The organism is Acidithiobacillus sp. HP-2, assembly GCF_015100155.1.
In the GTDB taxonomy this organism is placed as follows: Bacteria; Pseudomonadota; Gammaproteobacteria; order Acidithiobacillales; family Acidithiobacillaceae; genus Acidithiobacillus.
Window position 1 is genome coordinate 57615 of record NZ_JACKZA010000006.1, and the last position, 24010, is coordinate 81624.

The 24010-nt window shown below is 51.9% G+C and carries 26 protein-coding genes; 12 read left to right on the plus strand and 14 right to left on the minus strand.

All coding sequences use genetic code 11. From position 1 onward, the window contains the following. The first annotated feature begins 6 nt into the window (after positions 1-6). The 3 genes from H7F11_RS06000 to H7F11_RS06010 all read left to right on the plus strand — a co-directional run bounded on the left by H7F11_RS06000 (position 7) and on the right by H7F11_RS06010 (position 4030). Entirely contained in the window at positions 7-2421 is a 2415-nt protein-coding gene (locus H7F11_RS06000) for a type IV secretory system conjugative DNA transfer family protein (RefSeq protein WP_193651686.1), read from the plus strand. 455 nt (positions 2422-2876) lie between these two features. Continuing rightward, positions 2877-3044, plus strand: a complete 168-nt coding sequence (locus tag H7F11_RS06005; RefSeq protein WP_193651687.1) for a hypothetical protein — start codon at positions 2877-2879, stop codon at positions 3042-3044. 623 nt (positions 3045-3667) lie between these two features. After that, positions 3668-4030 carry a hypothetical protein gene (locus H7F11_RS06010; protein WP_193651688.1) on the plus strand — a complete coding sequence of 121 codons (363 nt, stop codon included), beginning with the start codon at positions 3668-3670 and terminating at the stop codon, positions 4028-4030. A gap of 251 nt (positions 4031-4281) precedes the next feature. On the opposite strand, the gene H7F11_RS06015 is transcribed toward H7F11_RS06010, so the two are convergent. Both H7F11_RS06015 and H7F11_RS06020 read right to left on the minus strand, forming a co-directional pair. Next, positions 4282-4554 (minus strand): hypothetical protein, encoded by a 273-nt coding sequence (locus H7F11_RS06015; protein WP_193651689.1) that lies wholly within the window; start codon positions 4552-4554, stop codon positions 4282-4284. Between the two features lie 1115 nt (positions 4555-5669). Further along, positions 5670-5852, minus strand: coding sequence for a hypothetical protein (locus H7F11_RS06020; protein ID WP_193651690.1), 183 nt, complete (start codon positions 5850-5852; stop codon positions 5670-5672). 278 nt (positions 5853-6130) lie between these two features. Between H7F11_RS06020 and H7F11_RS06025 the strand changes: the two genes are divergently transcribed. Then, the gene (locus H7F11_RS06025; RefSeq protein ID WP_065973709.1) at positions 6131-6367 is read left to right on the plus strand and encodes a MarR family transcriptional regulator; all 237 of its coding nucleotides are present in this window, start codon (positions 6131-6133) and stop codon (positions 6365-6367) included. Positions 6368-6943: 576 nt separating this feature from the next. Here the strand turns inward: H7F11_RS06025 and H7F11_RS06030 are convergent. The 11 genes from H7F11_RS06030 to H7F11_RS06085 all read right to left on the minus strand — a co-directional run bounded on the left by H7F11_RS06030 (position 6944) and on the right by H7F11_RS06085 (position 16668). Beyond that, positions 6944-7201, minus strand: coding sequence for a hypothetical protein (locus tag H7F11_RS06030; protein WP_065973711.1), 258 nt, complete (start codon positions 7199-7201; stop codon positions 6944-6946). 83 nt (positions 7202-7284) lie between these two features. Then, positions 7285-8538 carry a ParB/RepB/Spo0J family partition protein gene (locus H7F11_RS06035; RefSeq protein ID WP_193658030.1) on the minus strand — a complete coding sequence of 418 codons (1254 nt, stop codon included), beginning with the start codon at positions 8536-8538 and terminating at the stop codon, positions 7285-7287. A gap of 1 nt (position 8539) precedes the next feature. Next, positions 8540-9310, minus strand: coding sequence for a ParA family protein (locus H7F11_RS06040; protein ID WP_193658032.1), 771 nt, complete (start codon positions 9308-9310; stop codon positions 8540-8542). Then, the gene (locus tag H7F11_RS06045; protein WP_193658034.1) at positions 9289-9729 is read right to left on the minus strand and encodes a hypothetical protein; all 441 of its coding nucleotides are present in this window, start codon (positions 9727-9729) and stop codon (positions 9289-9291) included. Before H7F11_RS06045 ends, H7F11_RS06040 begins: the two co-directional genes overlap by 22 nt. A 95-nt stretch (positions 9730-9824) precedes the next feature. After that, positions 9825-10415 carry a S26 family signal peptidase gene (locus tag H7F11_RS06050; protein ID WP_227485306.1) on the minus strand — a complete coding sequence of 197 codons (591 nt, stop codon included), beginning with the start codon at positions 10413-10415 and terminating at the stop codon, positions 9825-9827. Next, positions 10387-10599, minus strand: coding sequence for a hypothetical protein (locus H7F11_RS06055; protein WP_193658036.1), 213 nt, complete (start codon positions 10597-10599; stop codon positions 10387-10389). Before H7F11_RS06055 ends, H7F11_RS06050 begins: the two co-directional genes overlap by 29 nt. Beyond that, on the minus strand, positions 10562-10855 hold the full coding sequence (locus tag H7F11_RS06060) for a hypothetical protein (RefSeq protein ID WP_193658038.1): 294 nt from the start codon (positions 10853-10855) through the stop codon (positions 10562-10564). The genes H7F11_RS06055 and H7F11_RS06060 overlap by 38 nt, the downstream gene beginning before the upstream one ends. 48 nt (positions 10856-10903) lie before the next feature. Continuing rightward, the gene (locus tag H7F11_RS06065; RefSeq protein WP_193658040.1) at positions 10904-12214 is read right to left on the minus strand and encodes a conjugal transfer protein TraB; all 1311 of its coding nucleotides are present in this window, start codon (positions 12212-12214) and stop codon (positions 10904-10906) included. A gap of 406 nt (positions 12215-12620) precedes the next feature. Continuing rightward, a complete protein-coding gene (locus tag H7F11_RS06075) occupies positions 12621-14675 on the minus strand; it encodes a DNA topoisomerase 3 (protein ID WP_193658044.1) in 2055 nt (684 codons plus the stop codon). A 622-nt stretch (positions 14676-15297) separates the two neighbouring features. Beyond that, entirely contained in the window at positions 15298-15675 is a 378-nt protein-coding gene (locus H7F11_RS06080; protein WP_193658046.1) for a hypothetical protein, read from the minus strand. 201 nt (positions 15676-15876) lie between these two features. Beyond that, positions 15877-16668 (minus strand): autotransporter outer membrane beta-barrel domain-containing protein, encoded by a 792-nt coding sequence (locus H7F11_RS06085; RefSeq protein WP_193658048.1) that lies wholly within the window; start codon positions 16666-16668, stop codon positions 15877-15879. A 476-nt stretch (positions 16669-17144) separates the two neighbouring features. Here H7F11_RS06085 and H7F11_RS06090 point away from each other — a divergent pair, with 476 nt between their 5' ends. The 8 genes from H7F11_RS06090 to H7F11_RS06125 all read left to right on the plus strand — a co-directional run bounded on the left by H7F11_RS06090 (position 17145) and on the right by H7F11_RS06125 (position 22440). Further along, on the plus strand, positions 17145-17417 hold the full coding sequence (locus H7F11_RS06090) for an EexN family lipoprotein (protein ID WP_227485307.1): 273 nt from the start codon (positions 17145-17147) through the stop codon (positions 17415-17417). Positions 17418-17445: 28 nt separating this feature from the next. Beyond that, the gene (locus tag H7F11_RS06095) at positions 17446-17706 is read left to right on the plus strand and encodes a hypothetical protein (RefSeq protein WP_193658052.1); all 261 of its coding nucleotides are present in this window, start codon (positions 17446-17448) and stop codon (positions 17704-17706) included. A gap of 83 nt (positions 17707-17789) precedes the next feature. Then, positions 17790-18248, plus strand: coding sequence for a DUF3568 family protein (locus tag H7F11_RS06100; protein ID WP_193658054.1), 459 nt, complete (start codon positions 17790-17792; stop codon positions 18246-18248). A gap of 28 nt (positions 18249-18276) precedes the next feature. Beyond that, positions 18277-18912 carry an ABC transporter substrate-binding protein gene (locus tag H7F11_RS06105; protein WP_193658056.1) on the plus strand — a complete coding sequence of 212 codons (636 nt, stop codon included), beginning with the start codon at positions 18277-18279 and terminating at the stop codon, positions 18910-18912. A 47-nt stretch (positions 18913-18959) separates the two neighbouring features. Beyond that, the gene (locus H7F11_RS06110; protein ID WP_193658058.1) at positions 18960-19133 is read left to right on the plus strand and encodes a CsbD family protein; all 174 of its coding nucleotides are present in this window, start codon (positions 18960-18962) and stop codon (positions 19131-19133) included. Between the two features lie 73 nt (positions 19134-19206). Beyond that, a complete protein-coding gene (locus H7F11_RS06115; RefSeq protein ID WP_193658060.1) occupies positions 19207-20142 on the plus strand; it encodes a sulfur oxygenase reductase family protein in 936 nt (311 codons plus the stop codon). 227 nt (positions 20143-20369) lie between these two features. Further along, complete coding sequence (locus H7F11_RS06120; RefSeq protein WP_193658062.1) at positions 20370-20819, plus strand: hypothetical protein; 450 nt, start codon at positions 20370-20372, stop codon at positions 20817-20819. A gap of 169 nt (positions 20820-20988) precedes the next feature. Then, a complete protein-coding gene (locus H7F11_RS06125; RefSeq protein ID WP_193658064.1) occupies positions 20989-22440 on the plus strand; it encodes a PQQ-binding-like beta-propeller repeat protein in 1452 nt (483 codons plus the stop codon). A 320-nt stretch (positions 22441-22760) separates the two neighbouring features. Here the strand turns inward: H7F11_RS06125 and dmeF are convergent, their stop codons facing one another. Continuing rightward, positions 22761-24008 (minus strand): CDF family Co(II)/Ni(II) efflux transporter DmeF, encoded by a 1248-nt coding sequence (dmeF, locus tag H7F11_RS06130; RefSeq protein WP_193658066.1) that lies wholly within the window; start codon positions 24006-24008, stop codon positions 22761-22763. Positions 24009-24010: the final 2 nt, after the last annotated feature.

Consider the following 24010-nt stretch of genomic DNA (forward strand, 5'->3'; position numbering starts at 1 on the left):
TTCGAGATGGTAAACAAGATTCATGCTCCCAACTCCACCGTCTCCGACTACAAGGTCCAGCGCCTCGCCCGGGGCGGCAGGCTCAAGACGACGCTCGTCGGCGTTGCGGCGGGCGTTCTCGGTTACACGCTAGGCATATCCTATGTGGCCAGGGACGTGTTTCCCGGCTACCGGTGGACCGACGATTTCATCCAGAAGACGCATGCCTACATCGCATTGCCCTACGGCTGGCGTCTGTATGACCCCCTGCCGTTCCTGCGGCCGATGATCCTGAACATCCACTATCCAGTGATTCATCAGGCGTTCTATGACGCAGGTCTGCCGGCCATGGTGCTGGGCATGCTCACTGCGGGGATACTCGGGAAAAAGCACAAGGACGCGCAAAAAGCCGTCCTGGACAATCCTGTGCATGGTTCAGCGCATTGGGCGGGTAAAAGTGACGCGATCCGCGCGGCGCTCCTGCCTTCTCCCCCGCCAAGGACGGGGATGGATCGTCTACATACCTGGCTTGGGCTCAAGGGAGATTCCGACTTGGCCCGATGGAAAGACCGGCAGGAAAAGCGGAAAAAGGAGGCCGCAGAGTGGCGGAAGAAGAGGGCGGAGAGCGAGAAGAAACGCCTGTCAGAGATCCCGAAGCCGTCAATTTTTGACAGGTTTGACTCTCCGCATGTCTGTTATGTTGGGGCCTTTGTCGAGAACGGGGTGGCCACTCCACTCCAGCACACCGGGGCAGAGCACATCCTGGTCTTTGCCCCGACCCGATCCGGCAAGGGTGTGGGCCTGGTCCTGCCCACACTGCTGGACGGCTGGATGGACTCGGTTGTCGTGCATGACATCAAGGGGGAAAACTTCAACCTGACGGCGGGATACCGCAAGGCCATGGGCCACCATATCCTGAAGTTTTCACCAGGCTCGGTATCCGAAGAGGGTTGCCACTTCAACCCACTGGATGCGGTGCGTGTCGGAACCCAGTATGAAGTCAAGGACGTGATGAACATTGCCACGATGATTGTGGATCCGGATGGCAAGGGTCTGAACGATCACTGGCAGAAAACCGGTTTTGCCCTGCTCACGTCCATCATTCTGCATGTACTCTACGCCATGCCGGACAAGACCCTGCGGGGCGTTGCCGCCTATCTCAACGATCCCACGCTGGAAAGCGTGGACGTAGCCTTTGAGCGCATGATGCAGACGGAGCATGACCCGGATGAGCAATATGGCTGGCGGGACGGCAACGGCCAGTTCACCAAAGTGCATCCAGTCATCGCGCAATCCGCGCGGGAGATGCTGAACAAGGCCGATAATGAAAAATCGGGCGTCATTTCGACCATGATGAGCTTCCTGTCCCTTTACCGGGATCCCATCGTCGCGAAGTGGACCGAGTATTCGGACTTTCGCATTGCCGACCTTCAGGACGCCGAACAACCCGTCTCTCTGTACCTGGTCACCAGTCCGGAAGACAAGAACCGGCTCAAGCCCCTCATTCGCCTGGTGCTCAACCAGATCGCCTCCCAGTTCACCGCAGAAGAACGCCTGGAAGCGAAAGACGGGCGAATCGTTGCCAGGGGAAAGCATCGGCTGCTCCTGCTGCTCGACGAATTCCCGAGCCTGGGCAAACTCGATGTGTTCCTGGACAGCATCGCCTTCCTCGCAGGCTACAACGTCAAGCTGTATCTCATCACCCAGGACATCGCCCAGCTGGAAGATGAAGGCCATGGCTACGGCAAGGCCGGGGCCAGGACCGTCATCGGCAATTGCCACATCCGGGCGGCCTACGCGCCCAACCAGGTCGAGACGGCCAGGTGGATCTCCGACATGCTGGGTACCCGTACCGTGACCATGGAAAACGACAACCAGAGTTTTGACGGCTCGCTGTTCGGTCAGAACAAGGGCTATTCGACGAGCCTCAGCTACCAGTCCCGCCCCCTGCTGACGGCGGATGAGGTCATGACCTTGCGGGGACCGGAAAAGGAAGGTGCCAATATCCAGACCCCGGGCGATATGCTGGTATTCGCGGCGGGCTTTCATCCCATCTATGGACAGCAGCTGCTCTATTTCAAGAACCCGGAATGGCTTGATCGGGCATCCATTCGGTGGCCGGAGAAGAGCGATTCCATCCCCGGAGCCAGGAAAGACTACAAGGCTATTCTGGGCGAGTCGGGTGGAACGCTACCCATCCCCCATATTGAGAAAAAACCGGAAGAGCAGGAGTCTGTCGAGGAAGTAAGCGAGGCTGAAAGGGCGGCATTGGCTGCGGCGGCTGGCGATCTGGACGCCGTGGCAGGAGAGTGCAAGCCCTTCGCTGGGTGCAAGCCCCTCGCGGGTCGCAAACCCACGGGGGAGGGAAAATATGACACGTCCGCGCGGGACGCGGAGAGAAGCGTTATAGGGGGGTTGATGGGGGATGACGGCGACGGATGATTGTAGCACCGTCACCGCTGTTAGCACCTGGCCTGCCAATGTTCAATCCCGATCAAATTCCCAGCCCACCGATCCCAAGCACTTTTGGAATAATCCTTTGTGGGTGGATTCCCGTAAGATCACCACCTGCGCTTGGGTTTGTATACAATGATACCATCCCCAGAGTATTCACAGCTTCAAAGGTCGCATAAATAATTCATCTCATTGAAAAGAAAATGGAAGAATTCCAACTGCCATCGGAATATGCTATCACGAGTGGGAGTACTTCTGATGCCTTCTGTTTGTTAGAGATGCCAGACTATGGCCGAGGTCCAGCCCGGAATGCTAGTTGATAAATTCCGCATGACGCCCCATATTCATGGATGGTAAAAACACGGGAGGATAAGCTATGCCTATTTCAACTAGAAAAATCGCTGCAGTTACCTTGGGTATTTTGGCGCTCTCAGGCTGTGCTTATGGCCCCTACGGCCGGTATGGACATCAAGGGTATAACCAGCCACCTCCACCCGGTCGGTACAACAACGGCTACGGTCATCCGCCGCCGCCACCGCCTCCTCCCGGCCAAGGACCTGGTCAGTACAACAATGGTTACGGCAGGTAATCCACTTCCTTCCCTTCCATAAGCAAAATTCTGGGAACAAGTTCGGCTTCATCCAGTAAACCAACAAAAGAGGATTTGCTATGCCGCGTAAACCCATTGTACTCAGTATCGCCATAGGCCTTGCCGGATTAGGGGTTTTATCCCTCTCTACACCGGCGTCTGCTGGGCCGTTTGATCTCAGTGTCATGCTGGGCGACCTCGGGATCAATCTCGGTAACACGGGCTTGCCCCAGCAATATGGCTATTTTGAGCCGCCCTCAGCGTATACCGGCTATTACAGTCAGCCACTCTATGCGCAGTACATGATGTGGTACTACTACCCGCAGACATACTACCAGTATTATCCGGCACCGCCCCCGCCTCTGCCGGCAGGAGCGCCTCCGCCTCCGCCTCCACCGGCAGGAGCGCCACCGCCACCACCACCTGGCACTTATTTTAATTATCTGGGGGTGCAACCACCGCCACCGGCTCCGCCTGGCGCACCACAACCGCCTCCGCCTGGGCCTCCTCCCGGTGGACCGGGCTTTGGGCCTCCGGGGAGGCCGCAACCAGGTGGGCCGGGGTTCGGTCCACCACCAGGTCCACCACCCGGAAGACCAGGCCCTGGAGGACCTCAATTTGGTCCGAGAGGGGGGCCACCACAGGGTGGACCTGGAGGGCCTGGACCTCACCAAAGACCTATGGGTGGGCCAGGTTTCGGCCCACAACCAGGTCCTGACCATGGAGGGCCTCGGTTCCAGCCAGGGCCAGCAGGAGGACCCCCGCAAGGGCCTCAATCTGGCCCGAGAGGAGGGCCGCCACAAGGGGGGCCTGGAGGACCTGGATCTCAACAGCCACCCCACCAAGGACCTACGGGTGGACCGCCTCCACCGGGTGGGCCAGGCGGACCGCCCCCTGGAGGGCCTGGCGCACCTTAACGGCCAAAACAAAACGAGCCGCTTGTCATGGGGCTCGTTGTTTATGGTTCCTTATGTCCTGCAGGACAACCTCACGAATAACGGCGGCTGATGATCACATGCCTGCCCCCTGGTGGATTCCCAGAGAGGGACAAGGCTATGATAGGGGTAATCAGGCAGAAGCGCCGCCTGCCATCCTCTAGGCGGCAAAGGCCAAAGTCCTTGCCCGGAAGGACCCTGCTGAATAGTCCGGGCGGATGTTTTGACGTCTCCGTTGGCCCACTGAAGTGTGGGCCTTTTTTGCCCCCTTTCGCCCTACATATATATTAGCCTGTGAACCATCCATTGGCGTGACCAGACTCATCAGAGCCATCCATTCCCTTTCCTCTTTAAGTACCAGATCAAAGCAAGAAAACCTCCCGTTATTGTTAGTAACGCGACATTTTCCCCCGGGCTCATATCCTTATATTCCTTTTCTGTATTCCCCAATTCATGCTCAAGCACCAACACATCTATAACCCGTTTCCTAGATACAGGCATCTCCACCACTATACGTCCATCGCTCTTCTTCTCTAGATAACGAACAGGCACTTGAGTTTCTTTAATTATTAAAGGTTGTTCTAAATCTACAGACATAACTACTACCTCCTATCCTTCTTCATGTTACAGCTAGTCGGAATGGTTTCCCTGATGAATAAGGGGTTTGAATAAGGTTACCATAAGATGCTGACTTTCTCTGTCGGTGTAATCTGAAATTCGATTTTTGTGGAGTTTCCGTTCTCGAAAATCCCTCTTGATGCAGATTCACGATTGCATCCCTGTATGGCAGGTTTTGAGAGGACGTGACCTGTCACGTTGTTTTGTTAATGTAGCGTCCCTCATTGAGACCTCGGATTGGTAATACGCAGGTCTGGGTCCAAACAACACGAGCAAAAGTGGCAATTAAGTATCCGGGTCAATGGTCATGTTGCCCGCCTGGACCTCTCCGCCCTCTATTTCTTTGAACCGGGTGCATGGCACGATGTACCGGCGGATGGCGGAATCTTGGATGGAACCGTTGTGGTTGACCGGGGTGATAGATTGGGTGCGGACGCGCTATAGGTCCGTGCACCGGCGGGTGAAAAACGGGACGTGCGCCCTGTCGAAATCCTGGTCTGAATATCGGATGAACCTCAGGATGAATCACTCTGCCCCGCATCACCGGACCGGCAATCCGACGAACAGGATATGGGTGGTGAAATACCGGGTGCATGGGTCCGCGATAAAAAGGCCTACCCCGGTATAAAGGGATCACGCGGGACCGCCATATCCGGTAATGCGCCATGTCCGCATGGTGCCGAAACCACCAATGGGGATGGTGCACCTGATACCAGGGCGCCACTCTGGATCGCCACCAGAAGAAATAGGGTTGGTAGGGATAAGTCGGTGGTGGCGGCCCATATTCGAGCGGGAGTGGCAAGAAGCTGGTTGCCGGTAATAGATACCAAGGACCATAGTAATCCGTGCTGTACAGCCAGCCATTGCCCGTCCAGTCGTAGTAGTAATTATCGTATGCGTACACAAAGTTTGACACGTTAGGCAGGTAATACGCATTGACCCCGTCTCCGACGGAGAACGCGAAATTTATCTGTGCGGCGGCCATTGGGCTCGAAGCCGCCCATGTTGCGAACAGCAGTAACCCCCAAAACGTGACTGACAGGAAACTGGATATGAAGTAGTCACGATACTTTTTCCTATGAGCATCCATGGCATCACCGCCACTGCCCGTGGTGCCACCATTCGTAGTGAATGGGGGGATGACCACGGTAGCCGTACCCATATCCGCCAGGAGCGATGATGCATCCTGAAAGAATAGCTACCGCAACCAGAGCGGTGATCAGCCGCAGAACCCGAAAACTTCTGCGTTGAATTTCTGTGTATTGATCCATGCGCATAGCAATGATCCTTTCCTGAATTGTTTACCCTCAGCCTAGCACAAATCCGTCCATCCACGGATGGTCAATGTGTTAAAAAATGTGATGATTTTGGCTTGCGCCAGGCGATGTACAGCGGTACGGTAGAAAGCAATGAGGCATAGCGAATCTGTGCGGGTTTGTTTCGTCAGGTCCTTGCCCGGAAGGACAATGCCGAGCAGCCCGGGAATGGCATCATGCTTCGTTCCTCTGACTAGCCCACATCGATGTGGGCTTTTTTTGTTTGGTAAAGGATGTCCATGGATAGACTGACTCTCCAAGATCGGGACCGCGTTATCGCCTGCCTGCGCGCAGGTCCCATGACTGTGGCTGAAATCAGTAAACAGCTGCATCTCAGCGCCAGTCGCATCAACAGCATCATCCTGGACATGGAACGTCATGGACAGGTACACGTGCTACGCTGCATCAAAAGCATCAAAGGACACCCTGTCAATCTCTGGGCACTGAAAACCATCTCATTGGAACACACGCAATGAAGGGTGTTTGATTTTTCGGCCTGAAGACGGATTTTGATCAATGTGTGACCAGTTGCGTTATTGTGTTTCCGTAACGGCTAGTTTTTGGACTGTATTATTGCTAATCCGATGGTCCATCATGTAACAATATAAAAATTATCACTTGTTTTAGTGAATAAAAGAATGGCGCAAACTGGCAAATGCCCAAATTTTGCCCAAGTAACCTGGATAATGGGCACTGGACCTGCCTGTGGTTCGATAGAAAGCAAGTTTTTTCCTTCTCAGGCCAGACTTGGTGTCTGGGTTGTTATTTTCCGGGATTTCCGGACCTCTATTTTGACCTGTGGCTTGCTGGGCACCCTGCATTCCGGCACAGGGTCTTCTGGCAATGCCAGATCGCGCGGATAATGAAACCCACTTCCGCCCGTTCCGGCTGCTAAGGGTGTCCTGGCGCCACCACAGGATTTTACGATGTTCTGTTTAATTTCCTGTAGATACCCATCAGGTTGTGTGGCGTCCTGAATCGGTGCCTGTTCTTTTTTTGGCTGCCGCCGCATCCCATACTGGGGTGCATGGGAACTTTTGCTGACACCCAATTTACAGGCCTTTGCGGTATTTCAACCGCACGTCCTGGCACTGGGGACAAACGTAAATATCGACTTCCAGCTTTTTCTCAAAGGCTTCTTCGCCATCGGTAGCTACCTGACCGCCCAGGAAAGCAGCGCCCGCCCCCAACATGCCGGTCAGCCCACCCATACGCAGACCGTGTGCGCCCTGGTAGGCCATATTGGTTCCACAGGTGCAGATGACCTGCTGGACGTTTGCGTGATCATTGTGTTCGCCAAATCCAAACATGACTATTCTCCTTGAGGTTTAGGCCAACATGAGACCGCAAAACAACCTCAAGCGTTCACGCTCCTTCATGTCGCGGTTTGCGGTCACCCGTTTAATACCAACTCCAACACCTCAACGATCTCCGTCGTTCCCATCGTCCCGGACAATTCGCGCCCGGCCTTTGCAAAAGCCCTCTCCAACAAAGGGCGGGGGAGGGCCACCGTCACCTGATTCGGCAGGGATGCCCCCGGCAGGGGTGCCCCCGGCAGGGATACTCCATCCGCCGGATCTCCGATGACCACTCCGTTCTCATCCACGGCGCCCCCATCCTCAATGTCCTCATCGCTATCAACTTCGGACAGGTCAATCGTGGACATGTCCACTTCTTCCCCATTGGCATCAAAAGCCCTTGCAGGGTGCGAACCCATCACGAACCCTTTTTCCTGCTGCATGTCTACCTCCTGCGGTTTTCCGCTCAAACCTTGTTCGTAGCGATCTTCCTCTCTATCCACCAGCACACGGGAGAGGGTTTCCCCAGCCTGCAGTCTGGCACGGATGGCGTCCAGCACGATGCGCTTGCCCGCGTCCTTCATCCATCCTTTCATGCGACTGATGTCTGTTTGTCCGATGGACTCCAGCGGTACGCCCAGATACTCCGCCACTGCCTGTGCATCTTCGCTCCCCAGAGAGAGCATCTGATGTACCCATGCCTTGGATCGACCCAGCCGCTTGCCCAGATCCGCCAGGCTCGGCTTTGGGTCCAGGCTATCCATCAGCTGCTTTACAGCCTTCGCCGTATCCACGGGCGTCATATCCGCCCGCGCCAGATTTTCGGCCAGCTGCATTTCCAGCCGGTCGGCGTCTGTGTCGGGCTCCAGGATCACGGCGGGAATCCGGGACAGGTCATAGCCCTTGCGACGGCATGGCTGGCCACTGTCCCGGGCAGCCATGGATGCCCTCCAGCGCCGCTCGCCCGCTATGATCCGATACCTTCCCGACGCGACATGACGAACCGCGATGGGCTGCAATACCCCATGCTGCAGGATGCTCTCCTTCAGCAGTTCAAGATCATTGTCGATGGCGTCCTGCGCTCCGGATGCCACAAACGTCTTGCGCGGCTGCTCCGGGTCTGGCTCGATCTCCGACAACGCCAGAAAGAGCGCTGAAGCGGCTCCGCCGCCGATCGTTCCGCCCCCGACGGCATTTCGTTCATCCGCACGAGCCGTTTCCTGGCCCGGAAGTCGTCTACCGGGTAGACGATCGGCTTTGGCAGCGGTCTCGCCGGAATCTCCCGCCATCTCGGCCAGTGTGCGCTTCATCTCATCAAAGAGATTCTCTGAAAGATCTACCTTGGCCATTTTATCCCTCCTTCACCGTTTCTTCCGTCGGCACCCGGTCCATTTCCAGAATCATCTTGCAGGCCATGGCCCATTTCGCCGCTGCCGCGTCTTTCGGGTCCAGCTTCCAGACAGGCATCCCCTGTTTCATGGCGTTGGAAACAATCTGCCGATTGGTCAGATGCACCGGAAGCACATGCTGACCGAAACCCGACTCGGTGATCGCATCCACGACCATCTGCTGATTCGTGGAGTTCAAAACCCGCTTGTTGATGACCAGTGACAATCCCAGATCGACCTGCGAGGCGATCTCCCGCCAAACCTTGAGCAGCGAAGTGAGCCCCTGCAACGCCAACAGGTCGGGCTCCACGGGCGCCACCAGCAATCCGCCCAGATAGAGCGGGGCCAGCTGCTGTACGCCGGCGGCTGGTGGCGTGTCGATGACCACCACATCGAAATCGATGTCGAGCAAACGGCTCATCGCCTCCTGTCCGGCCTTCAATCCCTGCTTTTCCACCAGATGGACATGCTGGTGGCCTGGCAGGATTTGGAGATCCCCGAACCGGGTATCCTGGAACTCCAGACGGGTGTCCCCATCCCACAGTTCCAATACCGATTTGCCACGGCCATTCGGCTCACCCGTAGTGATGAACGTAGCATTGCGCTGGCCGTCCATGTCCACGAGCAGGGTCTTTTTCTTTGCCGCCATGCTGGCATAAGCCGCAATGTGAACGGCAAGAGCGGTCTTTCCTACGCCGCCCTTCTGATTGGTCACGGTAATGATCTGTGGCATCTCTCCCTCGCTTCTCGCGCTTTGCCAGCGCGAAACTTCGTTTTCCGCCGCTCCTGCTCCTGCAGTGGCGGGTACAGAATCCAGGCATACCAATACAACATCGTATAGAGCACATCAGGCAGGCCGACTCTGTTGCGGCGGCTGACCTCTGCCAGGTTGTCCGCCAGATGCGCCGGAATCCGCACGTGCACTTCCACCCATTCCGGGCCGGACACGGCCGGAGGGTGCCCATCCCGCCATCGAAGTCCTTTCTCCCAGGCTTTTTCGGCCAGAAACCGGGTGGCGCAATCCTCATGGACGGCCCTCAGCGTCATCCCCTGAACGAAGGCCAGAGCCTGGATGTACAGGTGCATCTTTAACGGGATCACCGTCGATTCCCCCGCATAGGGCATACCGTTAAAGAGAGATGGTGTCAGCATGATTTTTCCTGGCGTGCCCCTTTCACGAATGGGTATAGATCAGCGCCGGGCCAGATCGTCTGCCGGGTAGACGATTTACGAGTACGGCCCGGGGCTCAGTCTCCCTTCTGCAGCCAGAACTGGCTCCCGGGAATCGTCCACCAGGGAACCGCCCGTTGCAGGATGCTGGTCTCCGGGACCGGGCCATAATAGCTGGAGTCAAAGGCATAGTTGCCTGGAGCGTAGAGCCAGACCTGCCCATGCTGCAGGTGATAGGTGCTGAAAGGGTAATGAACAATCTGGTGATGGTGGCCGGGCGTCCAGCGATCCACCCGGGAGTTGGGCAGAGTGTGCCCATCTACCCGGACCCCGGATCTCGTCAGCCGTACGGTCTGCCCGGGGACAGCGGCGATCTCTTTGATCCACGGCTGTCCAGCGGGAAACCAGTGGTACTTCAGTCCTTCCGCAACGGCGGTGTGATGGGCGGGGCCAGGAATCCCGACTTCGACCAGTTCTCCATCATGCAACGGATAGGGCGAGCCGAGAAGCTGGTAGAGGCCCACCGGCTCGCAGGTGGAGTCGTTCAACACCAGATGCTGGGACTGCATCCATAGCCCTACGGCAGCATTCAGCACCAGGACACCGATGATCGCCCATGTGCCCCACCAGAGCAGCCGCTTAGCGATTGCGGCGGATATTCTTTGCATGGTGGCGCTCCAGAAAACAACGTGCGGGGCCTGTCAATAGCCGAAAGGGAAAGAAGAATAGCCACTCGAACTGGGCGGCACCCCAAAGCAGGGCTTCGGCCAGCTTGCGCGGGCCGGGCCGTTCGAAGAAGGCGATGAGCCTCTGGTCAAACCGAGCGATGACTGGTCGAAGAGGATTGCTCACGCACCCGCTCCTTCAGGATCGTGATCGCCTTTTCCGGAGAGGCTTCCAGGGCTGCAATGTGCTGTTCAGCCGGAATCCGCGAATAATCCGCAGGGAGCATCTTTTCCCATTTGGCAATCCGCCGTTGCACGGTGAGGGGGCGGGACCGGTGCGTCTTGAGCAGATCCTTGCGTCGTTCACGGCGCCTGTCATCCAGGGAATCCAGAACGGACTTCCAGGCCAGCATTGGATCGCAGGGACCAGAGGGGTTTCCCATGGAAACTCCTGCCTTCATATGATCAGGCTTCTTCATCCGTTCCCCCCATCATTGATTCACCGCGAACAATACCGGTACCCTGAAGAACGCAGCCCAGGCCTTTGCCGACACTCTCTGGATGGCCGGGATATTAGTCCCCCGCGCCCACCAGTCATTGGCCGGAGCCAGCAGGATCTGTATCCCATGCGGGTATAGATCGAGGGCCGGCCACATCAGCAGTTGCTCATAGCAGATGAGATAGCCGACCTTTTTGCCGTCCATCTCCGTGGTTTCCGGTTTTCGGGAAAACGGGGCCATCCGGAAACTGCCCTGGGGGCGCCACGGGTGCCACATCGAGAATGGCACAGGGATGTGATCCGGCAGCACCGTCTGATGGCCATCCTGGATCTTGACCAGAGCATCCAGGTAACCCTTGGCAAGGGGCACATCGGCCCCGAGCAACACGATTTGTTCTGGATGTCGGGCCGTCCAGCGGATGACCGGGCGCCAAATGGCCCGGGTGCCCGGCAGCCAGGGGCCAGCCACGGTTTCGGGGAGTAACACTACTTTGTCGCCAGAGCGCAGATCCGCCAGGACCTTCGGAGCCAGTTCCATGGATGCCTCGACATAGGAAAGATTGGAACGCAGACGGCCCAGGTGGGTATCGATGCCCACCCAGCCAGTGGGCGCTGTGGGCAGCGGGTGCCCCATCATGGCATCCAGGGCAGGGAAAGCAAAAGGCAAAAGCCAAAGAGCGACGACAACAAATCCAACCACCAGCAGGCGGGTCAAGATCTCTTGATTCTTCTGCGTCAAGCGCCCCAGCGCGAAGATCCCGAGAATGGTCAGCAGGATGCCGGTTGGTCCTGCGGCGACGGCGCCGAGCCAGGGGGAAGTCCAGCCGATGATGCCCAAAGGCGGGAAGATCGTGGATATGGCGGAGGTGATGACGGTGGCCGTGACCGCGCCAAAACCGCCGCCAGTAAGGCTGCCGCCCGCAGGGCTGCTGCCACGGAAATACAGAGTAATGTACGGGTACGCCATATAGGGCAGGGCAAAGGCCAGAGATGACAGCGACCAGAACCCCATACCGAGAAACAGCCCGGCGTGTAGGAAGAAAACCGATGTGCCTTTGATGAGACCATAGGTCGTCGCCAGGTGGTAACCCAGCATCAGCAGAAACGGGTGCAACCAGTGCCGCTTGTTCACGATGGGCAGAAGCAGCAACGCCAGTGGGGCAAGCCAGATGGCATGAGGCCAGGCCAGGGCACCAACCAGGGCGCCCAGGAGTGCCGGAATGGCGAATCTGGAGATGGGAGCGGACTTTCTCCGCGAATCGTCTACCGGGTAGACGGAAACGGGTACGTATTTGCTCTGCATGAGCGGGTATAGATCGGAGATGGGGCGGATCGTCTACCGGGTAGACGGGCGCAGTGGCCAAGTTTTCCCGGAAAACGCCCACATGACCCCTTCTTTATCTTGCGTTCCGCTTTTCTTTCGGTAGACACTTTTTTTGGCGTTTTCGTCTACCGGGTAGACGATTTTTTGGAGCGTTATCCCCGCGATCCACAGTCCGAAGCCCAGACAACGAAGTGGGGTCCAACTGGACCCCCGGCGGCCGTCTGGGTTGTGGTCGGCAAGCCGGAACGAGTACCGGCTGGTCGTTACACGGTAACGAGTCGTCCATAAGGCGGTGGAGCTGCGGGGATAACGCGACCAGATGTCCTGGGAAAAGCGGGGTTCGTCTACCGGGTAGACGATCTCAGGAAGCAACAAATTGTCTCGCTCATGTTTTTTTCTCGCTCCACTTCGTTCCGAGCTTCCTGGCATCCTGCTTGTCCGGCCACCAGCAGGACTGGCAGCCCTCGCACTTGCAAAAAGCGTCGCCTTTCTTCGTCTTCAGGATGATGGTTGGTTTCTTGCAGGCGGGGCAGGAGGGCCCAACCTTTTGCATCTTGCCCCGCGTTTTCACGGCAGACGACTTACCACGACTAGCGCCGGAAGTCGGCCGTGCCTGGCCGACAGCAACGGTCGTCGCCTTGGCCGCCTCGATCATGCGCACCACGAATTTGCGCTGGGCTTCCTCGAACTGCTGTAGCGTCACGCGGCCCTCAGACACGGATGACAGGGCATCTTCCCAGCGTGCCGTCAGGACGGGATCGGTGAGGTCTTTGGGCAGCGCGTGAACCAGCGCCCGCCCTGCCTGGGTGGAGAGGATCTGCTTGCCCTTACGCTCCAGGAATCCCCGGGTCAGCAGCGTTTCAATGATGCTGGCCCGAGTGGCCTCGGTTCCCAGTCCGGAGGTTTCCTTGAGTTTGGCCTTGGCGGCTTCATCCTCCACCACCTTATGGATGTTGCTCATGGCCTCAATGAGCGACCCATCCGTAAATCGGGCCGGCGGCTTGGTCTGTTTTGCCTGGACATCTGCATCCTGGACGTTCAGAACCTGGCCTTTTTTGAGCGCCGGGATCAGCTGGGCGGGGGTGTCATCACTATCGTCATCGGTCATCCCATACACGGCTTTCCAGCCTGCGGAGACCGGGATGTTGGCAGTCGCCTTCCAGTCCTCGCCGGTGCAAGTCAGAATGGCCCTGATCGCTCGATACACATAGGGCGGATAGAACTGCGCGAGATAGGAGCGGACGATGATCTCGTAGACTTTGGCCACGGCGGGTCTCATGGAGCCCTGCATGGAGCCGGTCGGAATGATGGCGTGGTGCGCCGTCACTTTACCCGTATTCCAGATGGCCAACTTCCGGTCAGAATCAGCGGCTTTCACCAGATCCGCAAATCCAGCTTTTGCCAGGCCGGACAGTATCTGTCCGGCATCCCCATGCTGTTCTTCCGGTAGATAGCGGCAATCGGTCCGGGGATAGGTCGCCGCCTTGTGTTCCTCATACAGCGCCTGGGCCGCATCAAGGACATTTTGCGCCGACATGCCGAGCTTGGCGGAGCAGACCTTTTGTAACTCGGCAAGGGAGAAGCCTAATGGTGCCTGCTGCTGCTTTTCGGCGCTGGTGAAGTCCTTCACCGACGCCTTGCCGTCTGCTTTGGCCCGGGATACCAGCCGATCAGCGGCTTTCCGGTCGGTGAGGTAGCCTTCGACATCGACGCCCTCGAAATCCTCCCTCAGCTCCCAGGTGGCCCAGAAGCCCGCGTTGATGCGCGGAACGTAGTAGTCCTTCGGCTTGAAGTGCTCGATCTTCTCATCACGGGCCACGACCAGAGCCAAGGTCGGCGTCTGCACCCGACCCACGGAGACGACCCCAGCGCCGCTGTTGCGCAGCGTGAATGCGCGGGTGAGATTCATGCCCATGAGCCAGTCCGCGCGGGCACGGGCTTCGGCAGAATTGCGGAGATTCTGGTAGTCCTGGTTATCCTTGAGCGATGCCAGCGCCTTACGCACGGATTGCTCATCGAGGGCGGCCAGCCAGATCCTCAGGGTTGGTCCTTTCCAGCGGAGTTCCTCCAGTACCTCATCCACCAGCAGCTGGCCCTCTCGGTCCGGGTCGCCTGCATTGACGACAGACGAAGCTTTCTTGAGCAGGTCCCGGATCACCTTGATCTGGGCCTTGGCGTCATCCTTCGCCCGCTTTTTCCATTGCTCGGGGAAAATGGGCAAATCCTCAAATCGCCATTTCTTCTTGCCCTTCGGCGTGGTGGGGACATCATCGGGCGTATAGAAGTCCGGCTCTTCTTGCTCGAAGATATGGCCGAAGCACCAGGTCACGACGGTATCGGATCCGCACTGAATGAACCCGTTACCCTTGTTCTTCGGTCCGGGCAAATACTCGGCGATCCCTTTGCCCAGACTGGGCTTCTCAGCGATGTATAGTTTCATTAGGTACCCTCAATCGTCTACCGGGTAGACGCTCTGCGTCACCCCAACGCAAGGGTATAGATCGTTGTTGGGTCGGTCACTGTCCCGGATCGGCAAGCGTTAGATCCGAACGACCAAAATGCAGCGGAAGCAGTCGTTCAAAGGCAGGTTGGGAATCAGGTCTTTTTCTGTCTCATGGCATCCGCCGATGCCGCCGCAATTGCCAACTTCTGGATTGCCGAATATTCCGCACTGCCTTTGAACTGGTCGACAAGAGCAATGATTCGGTTACCCTACATATTCCTAGTCATTTGATGGTAACATGAGCCAAATAATGATTAACGATAACGCTGATTGGAAATTCGGTTTAATCAGGTTGGGGCTGTAAATAAACTGAGCCATGAACCTTGGAAAGGGCCAAATCTGCTCCCTGATAAAGGTGTCCATCTTAAGAATTCAAAAGCTTAACGACCATAATGGGAGCCTCATGGCTTTGAATGATTAACCATTGCACATAATTTTGATTGCCATCATTCTCTACTACAGCCTCATCGTGCTAACTTTCAGTTATCAACATCTCAGTAAGCGATGAGAGGTTGCTTCTTCTATGTAGGCACTATACATCGCTGAGACTTCTCATATACTACACATGGTGTCGAGGAGCCATTACCCTAATCGAGCTATTAATCTGTGACCGGTTAGACAAAAACCATTTAATAGCGGTAAGTTCGTCCATCAATTGACTTAATGAGCATTGTAATTCTAAATTCTTGTCTTTAGCACGGGCATCTTCTAACATTAAAAAAACTACATGCTCAATGTCTAAAATATCGTGCTCCAGAACTTCCCCGTTATTACAGCTTGCAGGCATATCGTTGAGATCAATCAGCTCATTTAAGCCTGTAATTAACTCACGTAAACCATCGACTAGTAGATAGCGACATTCCTTATCTGCACTGGCTACCAGAGCAACATGAAACAATCCGTTGAACAGCATTTTGGATAATTTGAGGTTACGCATTTTGTCCTCCTTTCTGCTAATATATGAAAAATCTAATTACATTCTGCTTCAGGATATATTAGTAAACAATAAAACAAAAACCTTCCAGATTGTTACGCTGGGGATGACTTTATCCGTAACCTCTAAGCCAGTAGATCTAACAGCATTAAAAACAACTGTTAGTTCACAGAAAAGTCATATCATCGTACCAAAAATGTTTGGCTAGAAGTTATAAGCAACACCTACCATACCCCGCAAGCTGTTTACACGGGTCTTCACGTTGATGGGGCCGAATTGTTTAGATGCCAAGTAGCGATCGTAATTCACCCCGACGAATCCACTGACATTCGGCAGGAAGCGGTAACTTAGTTTACTGCCCACCTGGAATACATTGGCTGATGGAACGCCGCCAGGCTGAACGGACAAATCAGAAAATTTCACTTTTTCATTGGATGATATGCCCACCATATAGCCAGCATGGGCAGACAGGGTGAGGTCTTGAACAGGCCCCATGGCAAGAAACAATCCACCACCGATGGCATTATTATTGTAGGTTGCATTTCCGAAGTTGCCATTATCACCAATCCCTAATTTGAACTGAGCGTACTGATAGCCAATATAGGGGCCCACTATCAGATTGTGACCAAACTGAAACCCCTTGCCCAGCCGCGCATTAAAAGCCATGGAATGACCATTGTTGCTGGTATTTCCATTGCTGTCACCAATAATGGGGCTAAATCCATAATTAAACCCTAGATGCAAGAGGACATCATCCTGACTGATACCGTTCAGTACCACACCGACACCACCCGAGGTGTTTCCACCAGCAGCGGGTTTCATGGACTTGAAGGACTGTGCGAAATCTTGCGTATTAAAAGAGTTGTATGAATCGGGTGTACCGATAGCCTCCCCGTAAATGCCGATATAGTTCAGACCATGTTGAAGTGGGCTGGCAAAGGCCAATACGGGGAACACGCCCAGCGCTGCGCAGCCAATCAAAGCAATAGTTTTCATTTGATTCACCTTTGTGCAAATTGATTTATATACTATAGTAAATATTTTACAGCTTATCAACTTTTGTATCTATCTGAAAAATAAATAAGTTATTTGTATTGTTTTAATTATATTCTTATTTATGGTGACGTTATATTTGTATTTTATTGCTTGCCTATGCCCTTTTTGCAGTGTCGTTATCTGATCTATGCTATTCATTTTTGTACAATGAAATTCTTATTTTGATTGTTTCATATCAACGACAAAGTAATTTTATAATGTATGTTTTAGATCTTCAGTAACCCGCCATGATCATTGTTAATAAACAGTAATCAAGGAAATATGAGAAAGCATTAAGAAGTCGCCAATTAGCTACAGCAACGTTATTGTAATCAATTTTTGACAATGTACCAGAATTAATCGACAATAAATCAACGTATCAAATTAGCTGAATCTTAAATCCAGTTATCTACATGGAGAAGGAGATAAGTGAGAATATGAAAATATCAAAATTGTTTTTTCTAATACCGCCGTTATTCGGCATGGCTCTTGCCGGTTGTTCAGCCGTTTCTCAAGGGCCCCAGGGTGGCCATCCAGTTTCCTGGTATTTACATCATCAGAAAAAAATGTCGCAGGAAGTAGCCTGGTGTAAAAACAGTGCCGGCCGAGACAAGTTGGCATCCTGCAAAAATGCTGAAAAAGCCTCTGGTAATGCATTGTCTTATAACGCCAATAAAACTCTACATAGTTTCGGGAAAGCCTTGCCTTGAGGTGTGTTAATTCAAAGGAGAAATTATCATGAATGTATGGAAAACGATGAAGACGCTCACGCTGACAATGATCATGTTGGCCCCTCTGGCCCTTGCCGGGTGCGGAGGCGGCCCTAGCGCCAAAGCCGAGTCAGCGCAGAATAATGCACGCGCTGCCCAGGAGACAGCCAATCGGGCCTTGGCGAAAGCCGATGCGCTACAGCATAAACAAAATGAAGCATTAAACCGGGCAGACGCTGCGCAACAGACGGCAAACCAGGCAGCTCGGGAAGCGAACAATGCCCAGTAAACTGGAATAGAGCGTCCTGCTCGTTGAGCAGGATCCTGACGCCCTATCCGTTCCATGCTTACAGCAAACACAAGGAATGAACAATGCGTATTCAATATCCAAACTACGGGAAGCAACTCGGCTGGATGGCTGCAGTTCTCTGTATGGGGGCGGTATTGCCTTTAAGTGGCTGCGTCGCTATCGCTGCAGCCGGTGCGGGAGCCGGCAGCGTTGCTGCTGTACATTCAGGCGTTCTATCCGACTATCATGCCTATTATCCAAGGCCGCACGGAACGGTTCAGGCTGCCGTTCTGCATGTTTTTTCGGAAATGCATATTACCTATGTGGGTAATGTGAAGAAAAATCCAGACAAATGGATCATTGATGGAAAAACGGCAGCAGGCACGGATGTCAGCGTCATTTTGAAATCTACAAGTCCAGGGGTTACCAAAGTGACGATGGGCGTTGGACTATTTGGCAATAAAACACTTTCCAGACAGTTTTTCTCGTCGTTGAACCAGACGCTGGGTGTCCAGGCTACCGTCAAGGCCCCGCCTATTTGATTTCAAGTAAATGAAAAAGGAGATAAGGATGAAATTTTCACAACGTACAGAAAACCCAAAGTTTTTGGGTGCTTGTATAACGATATTCATGTTGGGTACAGGAAGCGCTATTGCGTCAACAGGTAATGCGCCCGACAGCGTCGTGGCCAAGCTCAACATGGCGCTCATACACTCCATGAAAATGGGGCCATCCAGTAGCTTTAAGAGTCGTTTTCACGCATTGTATCCCGAAATCAGCCACGCCTATGATTTTTCAAAGATCGCGCACTACAGCCTGGGGACCGCGTGGGATAAGCTGTCTGCTCCAGAAAAGAAGCAGTTCGTGCAGGCGCTGACCGATTATTCTGTGGCAAATTATGCCGCGCATTTCACCCATTACGCTGGTCAAAAGTTTAGTAGTCCCGTCTCCAAGAGCGTGCCTGGCCACCGAATGATGGTCAGCAGTACGTTGAAGTCCGGCAATGGTGGTAAAAACAACACGTTTGATTATCTGCTCAGCCAAAACCATGGCCAATGGAAAATTGTCAATGTAACGACAAACGGCGTCAGCAACCTGGCGATGCAGAAAGCAGAATTTACCAGTGCTCTGAAAAAAGGCGGGATTCATGTGCTACTGAATGAGCTCGATAAACACTCGGAAAAGTTAGCTCACGCAGCCCAGTAATAACCAAGGTCGTGTTGCTGAACAATCTATCAACTAAGGAGAGTTTTATGAATAAAACGCAGGTCAAAGATGCCGTCAAAGAAGTCGCCGGTAAAATTACCGGAAACGCTCAGCAAGAGGCTGAAGGTAAAGACACAAAGGAAGCAGGATATGTACAGGAAAAATGGGTGATTTCAAAGAGAGGTGCTCTGATTAAATGTTTTCCTGTCATCTCTTATTGAGGATATTATAGGTGAGTTAATCGGTAATTCACTTGTCTAACTTGTTCCATGAGTAACTACTGGAGGTTAATGTATGAGTAAAAATCCTATTATTGCCATCAATCAGTCAAAAGTAGCCAATCGACCGGAAAGTTATGAAACCATGATGAAGGTTGGGCCCAAGGTTTGTATCACTACGGCCTCGCATCCCGGGTTTTTAGGTTTTGAACAATTATTGCAGACGGGCATTCATCCTATGGCTGGGCGCTATGGTGGTGGCGCTATTGATATGCATGAAACCCTGAATCCTATTTCCATGTTTCAGTACACCGCATGGAAAGACGTGAAGTCGCATGAAGAGATGCATCATGAAAACTTCAAGGAAATTTTTGAATTATGTGGAAGCTGCCTGGATATGGTCATAGAGGGACCATGGGAACCCTATTATGAAGTCATTCGTTCCGATCTCCCCCTGATTATGGGTATGACCGATATTCCTGCAGCTTTAGGAAAGTCTTTCGCAGAGCAGAAGCTCGTGCCTAAAGTGGCATTATCGGCAAAGCGAAGTATTGCCATTGGTGACCATTGGGTGATGGACGGGCATGAGGAAGCTTTTGAAAAAGGGGCCATAGAGACGCTCACCTGGATGAAAGAAAATGTTCCGGGCATGATCGGCTGGATGATCATGAAACAGTTTGGCGTTTCTGCCATAGGATCCTTTCAGTTTGACCCCAAAGGGATGCTGAAGGCCACGCTGGGCGCCAATCCACCAGAGTACAACACCAACTATGGCAGTCAGGTGCCTGATAAGCCACTGATTCCGGGACAGAAGCCAACGCAGTACTTGGTGCACATGGAATGGGAGTCTCCTGAACATGCACATATGGGCATAGCCCATGCGATGCTGGATTACGAGTTGCGGCAGATTCACAATGAGGGCGTACTTGCCCATTTGGATAAAGGGCCTTACTACATGCTTTTTGAGCCCATGATGGAACAGGGACAATGGCGTAAAAAATTAGTCATTTAATGGCAAGCTGGAAAGATCTGTCATTTTCACTTACAGATCTGAACTTTTCAAAAACAGCCCTTGGGGAATTGCTTCGTAATGGGCAATGAGGGGGCTGTTCATCATGGTCATTTAAATTGAATGGTAGGCATTTGATAGTACTTGCCAATAAATATGAAAAGATAATTTTCTTTACCAGTACTTTTGCGAACTAATATTACTCGCTTTGTTGATCACGTGGAGTGCGTATGAATCTTAATAAAATAGAAAAAATAATCCACATTTGCATCGATTCATTTTCAGAGATTTCCATATTAAGCATTCCCGTGCTTATTTATTTGTTTTTTATTGTGATAAGAATATATTCTGGGGATTTTGCAGAAATTGCCTTAGAAATGTCTTTGATGTCTATTATTTACTATTCTGATTCGGTATTAATTGCAAAACGCATTAATCATAATACATGGAATGTTGCAATAAATGTGATGCTGATAGTCCTGATCATATTTGCGTCTTCATTGTTTACTCTGGAGCTTCTTGCTAATGGGACTAAAACTGCAGCACTGGTGTTTCAGAAAAAATCAGATGCTTATATTGATATGCAAATTGCCAATATCATGCTTATTGTTGGAGGGTTTATTGCCAACCTTGTATTACGCATCGTTGTGAGGATTCAGGGCAATGTAGTTGGAGAGTAATAAAAATGATGAACTCTATATTTGATGGTGCTTATGTAAATAACACGGTCCTATTGTTTGTAAAAAATATCATTTTCTATAGTACTAACAGATTAAACAAAAAAATCACAGGTGATTCTCTTGAGTTGATTGTTAACCATGGTGGCCAGAAATGAGAATAAACCGGTTATTGTCTATCACCACAAAAAAAATTAATGCATTAAAACATGTTTGGTTAATAGTTGTGATTCTATATCTTGCAACTGCGCCCATGACTATAGCTTCGGCATCGTCAGTGAATCAATTTGAAGATAATATTCACCATCTGAATACATCGAATCAGAAATTGGGAAGTTTTACAATAAATTTAGGTGAAAGAATTATCGCTCCCATCAATATCCGCAAAAACAATCTGTTTATAAGCGCTGGAAGATCAAAACCTCAACAAGGAAAGGTCGTCAGAGTTGATGGGAAAAATGGTCGGATAATTTGGTCCACAAAATTACCTAATATCAGTATGACAGAACCCATTGTTACTCGGCATTTGGTCATTGTTGGAATGGGTGGAAAGCGCATGTTTTCGACAAATAAAGGTTATTCTTGCCGTTCACCATACCCGCATGGAGTGATAGCCGTTCACAGGAAAACAGGCCATACTGCCTGGGAACATTTGACCCGCTGTCAAGTTATGCCAACACCTGCGTATGTAAATCACGAAATCCTTGGCCCTGATGGCGGTGGTCATTTCTTTTCTTTGAACGAGAAAACGGGCCATATTCTATGGAAAACAGCAATTAGTGGTTGGTCAGCAATGTCTTCACCTCTGCATGCACAGAATCAGCTTTATTTTGGGACTGATAATTCATTTACAGACAAAAATTATTTTTATGATATCGATTGGCGAACTCATAAGGTGGTATGGTCACAAAATCTTTCTCATGCTCAAAATCTCGCTGAAGCATCTCCAGTCCTCTCTCATGGAATTGTTTATACAGCATATATGCGAAATCCACCATATGGTCTGTTACAGATTATCAACCATATCTGGCGACATGAAAAGATGAAATACTTCACCTTTCAGGTTATTGGTATGCAGGCAAAAACAGGTGATGTGATCTTTAATAAAACCACTTATACAAAGAGACTGCCTCCCAACGCATGGATACATCAACGTCTACTGGATGAAAAGTACTATTGGTCCAACTGGACTATTGCTGCCATCCGTAGAGTGGCGCACTTTTTAGATATCCACGTTCATTTTTCCAAGATGTCCAACCATGATCCGGAAAAGGCGGGAATTTATGATCCTCCACTCACTGCTTGGCATCGTACTATCTTTATAGAGCCTCGGATAACTCATATACTATATGCTTTGAGGGTTGGTACTGGGCGTTTACTTTGGTCCGTTGATACTGGAGAAGATGTCAGCAATCCTAATATTTATAACGGTAAATTGTATTTAGTGAACAGTCACGGTGTATTGTTTGTGATTAACCCAAACAATGGAAGGGTTTTATATAAAAGGCATCTTTTTGCTGGATCTCCTGGACCCGCAGATGTTTTGCTCAGTAGAAACCATTTGGTAGTTGGAGGATCTTCTGGGAAGGTTGTCTCCGTAAAAACTGGGCGCGCCCTAAAATGAAGTGTAACACCTCTGGTCGAAGGCAGACGGAGGTGAGAGATGGCCAGAAAATACAGGCAATTGATGCCCGATCAGCGAAACCACACTCCAGCCGAAGTGATGGCACAGCAAATCAGGCAGTTAAACAATGGTGTTGCACTTCAAACTTGAAACCGCCTTTACTGACAACGGGTGAGTAGGGATGGTGTATTCTTACCTGGCTTATGCCCTCTATTCATCCATCTCACAAAGCATTTCCATTGGCCAAATGTACCAGATTCACATCCAACAGAAGAATACCGACCAAGGCAGTCGATAAATCACCTCGATCACCCACTCACTCAATTTGGAGGTTCAGTTCTATAGATCTCAATAGTTAAGTGGGATATGGACCTAAAACATGATAATTTCTGCTGGTATTCTTTAATACTAGATTGCGTGGATGTCTGCACAGAAAGAATTGCACCAAGATGACCCGGACCAAGGCGCCAGAGATGCAAATCTGACACTGTGTCACCATCCATTTCAATTTTCTCCTGCATCTGCTGGGCTAGACTTTGATCAGGGGTCATATCTAAAAGAATTTTGGCGGTGTCCCGGACTAATCCATATGCCCAATTTCCGATAACAATTGCCCCAACAATAGCTGCCAATGGGTTCATCCAGAGCCAATTAAAAGTAAATCCCAGCCATAGCCCAACAACAACAAGAGCGGATACCGCTGAATCTGTTACAATATGAGCAATCGCCGCACGCATATTGTTATCCCGCCCGATCGACTCATGTGTGTGCTCGTGTTCAGAAAATTGGACCAAACTGCTTGTTCCATTGCAGTCAACTATGGCCGAAAATTCATGTGGTTCGGGAATTTCTTCAACAGATTCCAGATAACCTTTTTGAGTCGCCATGAGGAATACATGGCGTTGGCCATTGGGGCGTACGGTCTCGACGGATACAGGCAAGTTGGCTAGATCGGTGGCATGGTCACTATAGATGCGAAATCTTGGCGGCACACCCCGCTCATAAATTTCTAGTTGAATATTTTTATTGTTAAGGAAAAAGGATTTTCGCTCATCTTCATGGTCAGTTATATGCGGATGTGTGTGCATGGAGTGGTGCCCATGATGGTGAGAGTGGCCACCGATAAGAATCCATCCGGTAATCACATTAACCAATAAGGCCAGGCCAGCAATAGGCAACGCCTCAGTATAATTGACCGGCATTGGAGCAAAAAATTGTCTCACAGCCTCAAACCCTATCACCACTGCAATCATTGCCATGACAATGGCACTACTAAAACCAGCAAGGTCACCGATTTTCCCAGTCCCAAAGCTGAAACGTGGGTCATGAACATGTTTGCGTGCATAGCGATAGGCTAATGCTGTTAGCAATAAGGCACCTGCATGCGTGCTCATGTGAACGCCATCGGCTATCAGGGCAATAGATCCAGATAAAAAGCCACCGACAATTTCTACCAACATCATTACAATACATATCCAGACCACCCACCAGGTTCTTCGTTCATTATGTTCGTGGTCGGTTCGCAGAAAAATGTGTCCATGCCGTAGATTGGCAGATTGAACGGCCATAT